Raw genomic sequence first — 11155 nt, 5'->3', positions numbered from 1 at the left:
TCAGGAGGGACCGGCCTTGTAGCCGACACCGCGCACCGTCACGACGATCTCGGGGCGCTCCGGGTCGTGCTCGATCTTCGAGCGCAGGCGCTGGACGTGGACGTTGACCAGGCGCGTGTCGCCGGCGTGGCGGTAGCCCCAGACCTGCTCCAGCAGCACCTCGCGGGTGAACACCTGCCACGGCTTGCGCGCGAGCGCGACGAGCAGGTCGAACTCGAGCGGCGTCAGCGACAGCGACTGGCCGTCGCGCTTGACCGAGTGCCCGGCGACGTCGATCTCGAGGTCGCCGATGGAGAGCTTCTCGGGCGCGGGCTCGTCGCCGCGACGCAGCCGGGCGCGCACCCGCGCGATGAGCTCCTGCGGCTTGAACGGCTTGACGACGTAGTCGTCCGCGCCGGACTCGAGGCCGACGACGACGTCGACCGTGTCCGTCCGGGCGGTGAGCATGACGATCGGCACGCCACTCTCGGCACGGATGCGACGGCATACCTCCATGCCGTCCAGCCCAGGAAGCATGACGTCCAGCAGGACGAGGTCGGGACGGGAGTCGCGGAACGTCGCGACGGCCTCGGAGCCGTCGGCGACATGGGTCACCTCGAGCCCCTCGTTGCGCAGCACGATCCCGAGCATCTCGGCGAGTGCGAGGTCGTCGTCGACGACCAGAACCCGACCCTTCACGACACACTCCTTCCTGGGACCGTGTGCACGCTCCCCTGCTTCCTCAGCAAATCATCACACAGGTATGCCGTGTGACCCGTCCACGCACAAACGCCCAGGGGCGCGGGTCGGTTCCCGCAGCCCTCACGTCGACCTGTGGTGGCGCCTCAGCCCTCGGTGATGTACCACTTGCCGCCCACCTTGACCGCCTTGAAGGTTGCGACGACGTCGGCGGCCATCGGCGGCTCGGTGGTGACGCTCTCGAAGGTGGCGCTGTTGCCGTTGACCGTCGCGCCCTTGATCGACAGGCCCTCGAAGGCCCCGCCGAGCTGCTTGATCTGGGCGAGCATCGGCTCGATCTTCGAGGCGCAGGCGTTCGCGGCCCCCGGGATGCTCTCGATCGTCTTGCCCTTGATGGCCATCAGACGGCATACGTTGCCGGCGTCGCCTCCGACCATGGCATTGAGCCACGATGTCATCGCCAGCTCTGGCGTCGACTGGTCGACCGGCGCCCCCGTGGCAGGGGCCGTGGAGGTGTCGGACGTCGTGCCGCCGCTCGCGTCCGTCGACGCCGATGTGGTGGTCGTGTCCGTGGATGAGGTGGACGGCTCGTTGGTCGCGGTCTTGGAGCAGGCGGCGAGCGAGATCGAGATGGCCAGTGCCAGTGCACCGGTCATGAGCTTCTTCATGGAGGGAGGTCCCTGTCGGTGGCGGTCGGGGCGGTCGGTGGCGGTCGGTGGCGGATCAGGACCCCAATCCTTGCACGGCCTGATGTGTCCGGTACGCGTAGTTGCCGGCGCAACCCGACCTGGACGGTCGGGACCGCGCGACCCAGCACGGATGACCGGGCAATCCGCCCGAACTCTCCCGCTCATCCTGCCGAGCGGGGATGATCGCCCGGTGACGAGTGACGCGACCGACACCGCAGCGGCAGAGCCGCCCACGGCCGCAGCAGTCGACTCGTCGTCCGCGGCGGCCCTCGACGCGGGGACCGCCCAGACACGGGCGCGGTTGGGGGTCCTGCCCCTGCGCCTCCTGCAGTTCCTGCCCGGAGTGGCCACGGTCATCGTGGTCCTGCAGGTGATGCGTCCGGTCAGCGACCCGGACACGTTCTGGCACCTCGCCGCCGGAGACCGGCTGCGCGAGACGTGGACGTTCAGCGGGCCGGACCCGTGGAGCACGATGTCGACCCTGCCGTGGCGCATGCACGAGTGGCTGCCGGAGCTGCTCATGAGCGTGGTCCAGCAGGCGGTCGGCCTCGCAGGCGTCTCGTGGCTGCTCCCGCTCGGCGCCGCCGCGATCGCTCTGACGCTGTGGGCCGTCCTCCGGCGACACGCCGGCCTCCTCGTCACTGCCGTCGTCATGCTCGTGGCAATGCTCGCCATGAGCGCCAGCATGTCGCTGCGCCCGCAGCTGGTGACCTTCGCGCTGACAGCCGTCACCGCGGGCGCCTGGCTGCGCACGCGGAAGGACCGGCGGCCGCGGTGGTGGCTCATCCCCCTCACCTGGGTGTGGGCGTGCAGCCACGGAATGTGGTTCGTCGGCGTGGCTGTGGGGGTGGTTGCGCTGGTCGGCCTGTTCCTGGACAGGACGGTCCGCGGTCGCGCGTGGCTGCGGCTCGCGGTGCTGCCGTTGGGATCCCTTGCCGTCGCGGCCCTCACACCCGTCGGGCCAGAGCTGCTTACCGCACCGTGGGCGGTCCGCGGGTACGCGCAGTTCATCAGCGAGTGGCGCTCGCCGTCGCTGACCGACATCGGCTTCGTCGGTTTCCTGGTGCTGGCCGGGGTGGCCCTGCTCGTCTGGGTCCGGTCGCCGCGCCGACCGTCCTGGACCGAGATCCTCCTGCTCGGCCTCGCCGTCGGCTTCGCACTGCTCTACGTCCGGACCATCGCCGTGGGCGCCGCCATCGCGGCCCCGGTCACCGCCATGGCGTTGCAAGGTGTGCTGCCGGCCGCGCCGGAGCCGGTGCGGCGCCGTGAGGTGTTCCTCACCCTGTCGCTGGCCGCCGCAGCGCTGGCCGTTGCCGGGTTCGTGGCGACGATGCGCGGAGCCGAGCCTGCGCTGGGCGCGAACGACCTGGACACGCCGATCGCCGCGCTGCCTGCCGGCACCGTCCTCTGCAACGACTACACCGTCGGCGGCTGGTTGATCTGGAAGCACCCGAACGTGCGCCCGGCCATCGACGGCCGCGTCGAGGTGTACTCCGTCCAGCACCTGCAGTCATATGTCGACTTCCAGGCCGCCGTGCCCGGCTGGCAGAAGTACCTGACCCAGACGGGATGCCGGTGGGCCCTGGTGCCGAACAACCTGCCCGTCGCCGAGGCGCTCACCGCTCAGGCGCACTGGAACGTCGCCGCGCGCGGCACGGGCTACCTGCTGCTCAAAGCACCCGGCTGAGGCCCAGACCCGATGGGCCCGAGCACGACGTATGCCGCCCGCCTGCGAGGCGGACGGCATACGTCCTGGTGTGGCCGGGTCGGCCCGCTCAGTAGCGGTAGTGGTCGGCCTTGTAGGGGCCCGCGACGTCGACGCCGAGGTACTCCGCCTGGCCCTTGGACAGCTCGGTGAGCCGGACGCCGAGCGCGTCGAGGTGCAGACGGGCGACCTTCTCGTCGAGGATCTTCGGCAGCGTGTAGACCTGCTTGTCGTACTCGGCCGTCTTGGTGAACAGCTCGATCTGGGCGATCGTCTGGTTGCTGAACGAGTTGCTCATGACGAAGCTCGGGTGGCCCGTCGCGTTGCCGAGGTTCATCAGCCGGCCCTCGGACAGGATGATGATCGAGCGGCCCGACGGGAACGTCCACTCGTGGACCTGCGGCTTGATCTGGGTCTTGGTGACGCCGGGCACCCGCGCCAGTCCGGCCATGTCGATCTCGTTGTCGAAGTGGCCGATGTTGGCCACGATCGCCTTGTCCTTCATCCGCTCCATGTCCTCGGCGCGGATGACGTCGTAGCAGCCGGTGGTCGTGATGAAGATGTCGGCGGTCTCGACGACGTCCTCGAGGCGGGCGACCTGATATCCCTCCATCGCGGCCTGCAGCGCGCAGATCGGGTCGACCTCGGTCACCACGACGCGCGCACCCTGGCCGGCGAGCGACTGGGCGCAGCCCTTGCCGACGTCGCCGTAGCCGCACACGACGGCGACCTTGCCGCCGATGAGGACGTCGGTGGCGCGGTTGAGGCCGTCGATGAGCGAGTGGCGGCAGCCGTACTTGTTGTCGAACTTGCTCTTGGTCACCGCGTCGTTGACATTGATGGCCGGGAACAGCAGGTCACCGGTGCGCGCCAGCTCGTAGAGCCGGTGCACGCCGGTCGTCGTCTCCTCGGTCACGCCCTTGATGCCGGTCGAGATGGCCGTCCACTTCTGCGGGTCGGCCGCCATCGTCTGGCGCACGAGCTCCTTGAAGACGCCGAACTCCTCCGAGTCGTCCTCGGTCGTGGCGGGAACCTGCCCGGCCTTCTCCCACTCGGCACCCTTGTGGACGAGCATCGTGGCGTCGCCGCCGTCGTCGAGGATCATGTTCGGGCCCTCGCCACCGGGCCAGGTGAGGATCTGGTCGGTGCACCACCAGTACTCCGGCAGGGTCTCGCCCTTCCAGGCGAAGACCGGCACGCCCTGGGGGTCCTCGGGCGTCCCGTTGGGGCCGACGACGGCAGCTGCGGCCGCCTCGTCCTGCGTGGAGTAGATGTTGCAGGAGGCCCAGCGGACCTCGGCGCCGAGCGCGGTGAGCGTCTCGATGAGGACCGCAGTCTGGACGGTCATGTGCAGCGACCCGGCGATGCGGGCGCCCTTGAGGGGCTGGGCGTCGGCATACTCGGCGCGGATCGCCATGAGGCCGGGCATCTCGTGCTCGGCGAGTCGGAGCTGGTGGCGGCCTGCCTCGGCGAGGCTCAGGTCGGCAACCTTGTGGTCGAAGGACATGGGTGATCTTCCTGTCGATGGTCGGTGTGCAGACCCGGCGCGCCCCTCTGGGCTCATCTGGCGGGTCATCACCCACGCCGGCGGTGCACCAGTCTAGCGAGGTCGGCCACCCGAGGTTTCCGGGCGAGTCCGGTGGCGTCAGTGCGCGGAGGAGGGCGTCTTGCGGCGGGGCAGGACGTGCAGCACGGCCACGATGACAGCGCCGACGACGAGACCGATCAGGGCCGAGGCCAGGGTGTTGACGAGCCAGGCCAGCAGCCCGCCGACGCCGGCAACGCCGGACACCGCCTCTTCGAGGTGGTGGACCTGGTCGTACAGCCAGTGCCAGCCGAGCTCGTCGACACCGGCGAGCAGGATATGACCACCGACCCAGAGCATCGCCGCGATGCCGACCGTCGACAGCACCTGGAGCAGCACCGGCATGGCCTTGACCAGACCGCGCCCGACCCGCTGGGAGGCACCGGACTCGCGGGCCGCGAGCCGCAGGCCGAAGTCGTCCATCTTCACGATGAGCGCGACGACGCCGTAGACGAGTGCCGTGATGAGCAGCGCGACGATCACCAGGATGATCAGCCGCGACAGGAACGGCTCGTCCTCGACCTCGTTCAGCGCAATGACCATGATCTCGGCGGACAGGATGAAGTCGGTCCGGATCGCGCCGCTGACGACCTTGTCCTCGTCGACGGCCTCGACCCCCTCGCCGTCCTCCTCGTGGTGGCCGGAGACGGCCTCCCACACCTTCTCGGCGCCCTCGTAGCAGAGGTAGGCACCACCGATCATGAGGATGGGGGTGAGCAGCCATGGCACGAACTGGCTGAGCAGCATGGCCGCGGGCAGGATGAAGACCAGCTTGTTGCGCAACGAGCCGAACGCGATCTTCTTGATGATCGGCACTTCTCGTTCGGGCGACAGACCCTGGACGTACCGCGGGGTCACGGCGGTGTCGTCCACCACGACCCCGGTGGCCTTGACGCTCGCCCGCGCAGCGGCGGCGCCGACGTCGTCGACCGATGCTGCCGCGAGCTTGACGAGAGCGGCGACGTCGTCGAGCAGCGCTACCAGTCCACCTGCCATGCGGACAGCCTATGGCCACGCAGCCCGCTCCCAGGAACGCATCTCAGCACGGCTGGGAGGACTGCGGGCCCTCCCGTCGGCAGGTGCGGATCAGCCCGGTGACACGAACTCCCCTGCGCCACCGGCATTCTCGTCGAGATCAAGCCCGAGCAGCGCGTTCTCGGCGACCTCCGCGAGCGCGGGGTGGATCCAGAACTGGCCGCGGGCGACGTCGCGCACATGGGTGCCGAACGCCATCGCCTGTACCAGCGGCTGGATGAGGGTCGTGGCGTCGGGCCCGAGCAGGTGCGCGCCGAGGAGCTCCCCAGTGGCCGGGTCGGCGACGACCTTGCAGATGCTCGTGGTGTCCTCCATCGCCCAGCCGTATGCCGTGTCGCCGTACTTCTGGACGTACGTCACGTGCCGACGCCCGAGGTCGCGGCAGTCCTGCTCGGTGAGCCCGACGGTCGCGATCTGCGGGTGGCTGAAGATCCCCGCCGGCACGTGGGTGCGGGGCAGCGGCATGAGGTCCTCGGGGTGGACGAGGTTGTGGGCGATGGCGCGCGCCTCGGCGTTCGCGACGTGCTTGAGCTGGTGCGGCGAGCTGACGTCGCCGAGGGCCCACACTCCGGGGGCGGACGTCCGTCCGTACGCGTCGACCGCGACACGCCCGTCGTCATGCAGGCGGATGCCGCCCGCCTCGGTCCCGAGGTCGGCCGTGTTCGGCGACCGCCCGGTTGCCACGAGGAGCAGGTCCGCGTCGAGGACGGAATCGCCGTCCCCGTCGTCGGGGGCCGACACGAGGTGCAAGCGGATCCCGTCGCCACGTCGTTCGACCCCGACCACGTCTGTGCTCGTGCGCACGTCCCACCGCCCACGCGCGAGGTCGGTGAAGGTGGTCGAGAGGTCGTCGTCGAGGTGGCGAAGCAGCAGCGGTCCACGGGCCAGGATCGTCACATGCGACCCGAACGCCGAGAAGATGTGTGCCATCTCCGCGGCGATGTAGCCGCCGCCGATGATCGCCAGACGCGCAGGCACCTCGTCGATGCGCATGATCGTGTCCGACGTGTGGAAGGGCACGCCGGACTCGCTGACGACGTCGGGGACGTTCGGGTGGGCCCCAGCGGCGACGACCACCTGGTCGGCGGTGATCGTCTCCGCTCCGTCGTCGAGGTCGACGGTCAGCCGCCGGTCGCCGGTGAACCGCGCATGGCCGAGGTATGCCGTGGTGTTGCGGCCGTCGACCCGATACCGCCGGCCGCTCTCGGAGATCGGGTCGATCCGGCCGAACACGCGGTCCCTGATATCGCGCCAGCGAACCCCGTCGAGGGTCGCGTCCACGCCGTACCGCCCGGCGTCACGGACGTGCGAGGCGATGTCGGCGGCATACACGAACATCTTGCTCGGGATGCACCCCCGGTTGAGGCAGGTGCCACCGAAGGTTCCCTCTTCGACGACGGCGACCCGTCGGTCCGTGAAGTCGCGCGTGACGAGCGAGTTTCCGGAGCCGCTCCCGATGATCGCGAGGTCGAAGTGCTGCGTCACGCTGGGCAGCCTACGGGGACGCGCCCTGGCCGGGCCGCGGACGCGCCTGGGCGGGGTGCCGGGACAGCCAGAAGGGTCAGCCGTCGCGAGCGCCGCGCAGCAGCCGGACGTGAGGAGATGTCGCGGGGTCGTACCCCAGACCCAGGGCCAGGTACGTCGCCGCGAAGTCGGTGAGGGCTACATGGTGCGCGAGGCGCAGCAGCGGGTCCGTGGCCGGCGCGTCGACGAGCGAGACCCGCACGCCTGCATCCTCGGCGACAGACACGACGGTGTCGGTGAGCTGCCGCTCGGCGCCGTCCGACGCGTCGCGCAGCATGATCAGCCGCAGCGGTGGCCGGGTCGGCCCGTCGAGGTAGGGGTCGGCAAAGATGTCGGTGGCATCCGGCGCACCGTCGCCTCCGGCGAGGGGGCCGTCGAAGCAGGCGACGATCTGGCTCGCCGCATCCGGAAGTGCCCCGAACGCCACGGGAACCCGACCGGTCCGGCCGAACATCGCCGCGGCCCGTCGTGCCGCGACCTCGCCGAAGGGCCCGTCGCCGAGGATGATCGGGGCCGACTCGGCGACCTCGGTGGCGAGCACCTTCGCGGGGTTGACGAACGACTCGGAGCTCGGCCGCGCGTCGGCCGCGCACCGGTCGAGCACGTCGGCGACGGCCGACATCGTGTCGAGGCTCACCGGGGCCAGGCCCATCGCATCGGCGGCGATCAGGGCCGGGGTGGCCTGTGCCCACATCGAGGTGCGGGACGAGGACCCCGTCGCATCGATGGGCACGTGGACGCCGCGTGCTCTCGCGCTGACGTCGGCCAGGGGTGAGTCGGAGGCGCCGATAGTCACCAGGAAGGCGCCCCTGCGGGCCGCCTCTGCCGCGAGCGCCAAGGTCCCGGCGGCACGGCCGGACTGCGACACGGCGATGACGACATCGAGCGTGCCGACCCACCCGGGCAGCGGGCCCGAGGAGCAGCTCTGGACCGGTTTGGCCGACGCCCCGCGTGACACGGCCTCGAACAGCTCGGCGACCGCAGCGGAGCCTCCCGCGGCCGCCACGACGACCCCACGAGGCTCCATCTCGCGCAACCGCTCGAGCCCGGCCTCCCCCGCCGCGACGATGGACCGCCGGACCTGCGCACCGGCGCCCGCGAGGGCCCGCAACGTGTCACTGCGGTCGAGAGAGCCGATCGCGCCTTCGTCGTCGAGGCGGGTCTCGTCGAACATCGGTCGACGGACTCAGGCTTCGAAGTGGCGGGCCAGGTCGGTCAGGAGCACCGGCACGCCGGACTCGATGGGATAGGCGAGAAGGCAGGTGGGGCAACGGAGCTCGGCGATCGAGGTGGCACCGCTGGTGTGCACGGCGTCAGTCAGCTCGCCCTTGCACTTCGGGCAACGCAGGATCGCCCGAAGCCACGGCTCGACGGTCTTCTGGCTCTGGCTCACGAGGCATCTCCTGCATCTGGAGCGGTGGTGCGCCCGGTCTCGGGCGTCTCCGGGGGATCCGGCGTCTCAATCGTCACGTCGTCCGACCTGATCAGGCCGAGCAGCTCGTCGCGGACGCGCTCCATCGTCTCACGGTCGCCCGCCTCGACGTTGAGCCGCAGCAGCGGCTCGGTGTTGGAGGCCCGGACGTTGAACCACCACATCGGCTCCTGCCCCTCGGGACAGCTCACCGTGAGGCCGTCGAGCTCGTCGGTGCCGGCGCCACGCACCTGGGCCCAGGCCCGGACCTGCTCGACGACGGCCCCCTGGTCCGCGACGGTGGAGTTGATCTCGCCGGACGCGACGTAGCGCTCATAGCTGTCGGTGATCTCCGCAAGCGGCGCGGCCTGCTCACCCAGGGCCGCAAGGACATGCATCGCCGCGAGCATCCCGGTGTCCGCGAACCAGAAGTCGCGGAAGTAGTAGTGGGCGGAGTGCTCACCGCCGAAGACGGCCCCGGCTCTGGCCATCTCGGCCTTGATGAACGAGTGGCCGACCCTGGTGCGCACGGCCGTCGCGTCCGCCTCGACGACGATCTCGCGGACGGCCCTGCTGGAGATGACGTTGTGGACGATGGACACCTCTATGTCTCCTCCGTCCCTCGCCCTGGCGATCTCGCGGACGGCGACGAGGCCGGTGATCGCGCTCGGCGAGACGGGCTCGCCGTTCGCGTCGACGACGAAGCACCGGTCGGCGTCGCCGTCGAACGCGAGCCCGATGTCGGCCCGGTGCCGCTTGACCGCAGCCTGCAGGTCCACGAGGTTCGCCGGGTCGAGCGGGTTGGCCTCGTGGTTCGGGAAGGTGCCGTCCAGCTCGAAGTAGAGGGGGACGATCTCGAGTGGCAGCTCGGGCAGACCGGCCGACGTGCCGAGGACGGCCGGGACCGTGTGGCCGCCCATGCCGTTGCCGGCGTCGACGACGACCTTGAGCGGTCGCGACGAGGACAGGTCGACGAGCCCGCGCAGGAAGCCGGCGTAGTCGGCGAGCAGGTCGCGCGTGGTGACCGAGCCGGGCCCGTCCGCGGGCGCTGCGAGACCGCTGCCGCCGTCGAGCATCCACTGCGCGAGGTCCCGGATCTCGACGAGCCCGGAGTCCTGGCCGACCGGACGCGCAGCCGAACGGCAGAGCTTGATGCCGTTGTACTGGGCCGGGTTGTGGCTCGCGGTGAACATCGCGCCAGGCAGGCCGAGGGCGCCGCTGGCGTAGTAGAGGCCGTCGGTGGAACAGAGCCCGATGTGGGTCACGTCAACGCCCCGTGACGTCACTCCGGCAGCGAACGCGCTGGAGAGCTCAGGCGAGCTCGGCCGCATGTCGTGCCCGATCACGACGCCCGAAGCGCCGTCGGGGATGGCCACGACCTCGGCGAACGAGGCACCGATCGCGTACGCCACCTCAGGGGAGAGCTGGTCGGGAACGATCCCACGTACGTCGTAGGCCTTGACGAAGTCGGTGAGGTGGGGCACGACGCCCACCCTAGTGGTCAGGAGTCGCGCAGGATTCGCAGGTGCCCCCGCCGCCCGGCCTCGACGACCCCCGACTCCGCCTCCGCGGCCACCTGGCCGCGAGCGCTCGGATGTCCGCTGGCGCGAGCCTGGGACGGGGCGGTGTCTGCGGGCCGGGGCGTCCGCGGCCGTCCGGCCTCACGAACGGCGTCGGCCAGCGCGAGCAGGTCGTCATCTGCCAGCGCGGGCTCGGGGAAGTCACCGCCGACCCGGACGACGTCCCAGCCACGCGGGGCGGTCATGCGCTCGGCGTGCTCGAGGCACAGGTCGTAGGTGTGGGGCTCGGCATAGGTCGCGAGCGGCCCGACGACGACTGCTCGGTCGGCATACGCGTAGGTGAGTGTCGCAACGGCGGGACGGGCACATCCCGTCTTCGAGCACCCACGTGTCAGACCCACGACCGGGACTCTAGTCGGCACCTCCGACAGCGACGTTGCACCACGCCGCACGCCCGCACGATCTGAGTGCTACGAGCGGCAGCTGGCGTCCCGCGGACGCTCCCGTCGGCCTCGCCTCGTCTGCGTCCGCGCAGCTCCGGGTGCGATCTAGAGTGGTGCCGTGGGCACCTCCGAGATCGAGATCCAGGGTCGCGGACACCGTCGCGACCGGCACGGCCGGGGCCTTCGCGGACCCCTGGCCTGGCCGCCGGTCCCGGCCATGACCTCGAGACGCGACGAGTTCGACGACTTCGTCCTCGATGCGGCTGCTCGGCTCGAGGCCACCTGCGGGCGCGCTTTCCCCGCAGTGGAGTTCGCGGTCGAGGATGTGCCTCGTGGCCCGGCGCCGTGGGACCACCGCGAGGTGCCCCTCGGGCGCCTCTACCCGGCCACCGGGTCCCGGCCGGCCCGCATCGTCGTCTACCGCCGGCCGGTCGAGACCAGGGTCAGCGACCGGCGGGACGTGGCCGCGCTCGTCGCCGACATCGTGACCGAGCAGGTGGCCGGCCTCCTCGGCGTCTCCCCCGAGGAGCTGGATCCCGGCTTCGGCGAGTAGTCCTGGTTCGGG

11 protein-coding genes are annotated in these 11155 nt (G+C 70.7%); 2 read left to right on the top strand and 9 right to left on the bottom strand.

What is annotated here, in order from left to right; genetic code table 11:
* Positions 1–678, bottom strand: coding sequence for an MtrAB system response regulator MtrA (gene mtrA, locus ACWEOW_RS20960; protein WP_452271183.1), 678 nt, complete (start codon positions 676–678; stop codon positions 1–3).
* 146 nt (positions 679–824) lie between these two features.
* Entirely contained in the window at positions 825–1346 is a 522-nt protein-coding gene (locus ACWEOW_RS20955; protein ID WP_452271182.1) for a hypothetical protein, read from the bottom strand.
* A 211-nt stretch (positions 1347–1557) separates the two neighbouring features.
* Between ACWEOW_RS20955 and ACWEOW_RS20950 the strand changes: the two genes are divergently transcribed.
* Positions 1558–3054, top strand: a complete 1497-nt coding sequence (locus tag ACWEOW_RS20950) for a hypothetical protein (RefSeq protein ID WP_452271181.1) — start codon at positions 1558–1560, stop codon at positions 3052–3054.
* An 88-nt stretch (positions 3055–3142) separates the two neighbouring features.
* Here the strand turns inward: ACWEOW_RS20950 and ahcY are convergent, their stop codons facing one another.
* The 7 genes from ahcY to ACWEOW_RS20915 all read right to left on the bottom strand — a co-directional run bounded on the left by ahcY (position 3143) and on the right by ACWEOW_RS20915 (position 10548).
* Positions 3143–4579, bottom strand: coding sequence for an adenosylhomocysteinase (gene ahcY, locus ACWEOW_RS20945; RefSeq protein WP_452271180.1), 1437 nt, complete (start codon positions 4577–4579; stop codon positions 3143–3145).
* 138 nt (positions 4580–4717) lie between these two features.
* Complete coding sequence (locus tag ACWEOW_RS20940; RefSeq protein WP_452271179.1) at positions 4718–5653, bottom strand: DUF808 domain-containing protein; 936 nt, start codon at positions 5651–5653, stop codon at positions 4718–4720.
* Positions 5654–5743: 90 nt separating this feature from the next.
* Positions 5744–7177, bottom strand: coding sequence for a mycothione reductase (locus ACWEOW_RS20935; protein WP_452271178.1), 1434 nt, complete (start codon positions 7175–7177; stop codon positions 5744–5746).
* A 76-nt stretch (positions 7178–7253) separates the two neighbouring features.
* Positions 7254–8390 carry an SIS domain-containing protein gene (locus ACWEOW_RS20930; RefSeq protein WP_452271177.1) on the bottom strand — a complete coding sequence of 379 codons (1137 nt, stop codon included), beginning with the start codon at positions 8388–8390 and terminating at the stop codon, positions 7254–7256.
* A 12-nt stretch (positions 8391–8402) separates the two neighbouring features.
* Entirely contained in the window at positions 8403–8609 is a 207-nt protein-coding gene (locus ACWEOW_RS20925) for a Trm112 family protein (protein ID WP_452271176.1), read from the bottom strand.
* Complete coding sequence (locus ACWEOW_RS20920) at positions 8606–10111, bottom strand: phosphomannomutase/phosphoglucomutase (protein ID WP_452271175.1); 1506 nt, start codon at positions 10109–10111, stop codon at positions 8606–8608. The genes ACWEOW_RS20925 and ACWEOW_RS20920 overlap by 4 nt, the downstream gene beginning before the upstream one ends.
* A 17-nt stretch (positions 10112–10128) precedes the next feature.
* On the bottom strand, positions 10129–10548 hold the full coding sequence (locus ACWEOW_RS20915) for a DUF3499 domain-containing protein (RefSeq protein ID WP_452271174.1): 420 nt from the start codon (positions 10546–10548) through the stop codon (positions 10129–10131).
* A 160-nt stretch (positions 10549–10708) separates the two neighbouring features.
* On the opposite strand from ACWEOW_RS20915, the gene ACWEOW_RS20910 reads away from it, so the two are divergent.
* The gene (locus ACWEOW_RS20910) at positions 10709–11143 is read left to right on the top strand and encodes a metallopeptidase family protein (RefSeq protein ID WP_452271173.1); all 435 of its coding nucleotides are present in this window, start codon (positions 10709–10711) and stop codon (positions 11141–11143) included.
* Positions 11144–11155 lie beyond the last annotated feature (12 nt).

This window comes from Monashia sp. NPDC004114 (genome assembly GCF_053603855.1).
This window is presented reverse-complemented; position numbering and strand designations above follow the sequence as displayed.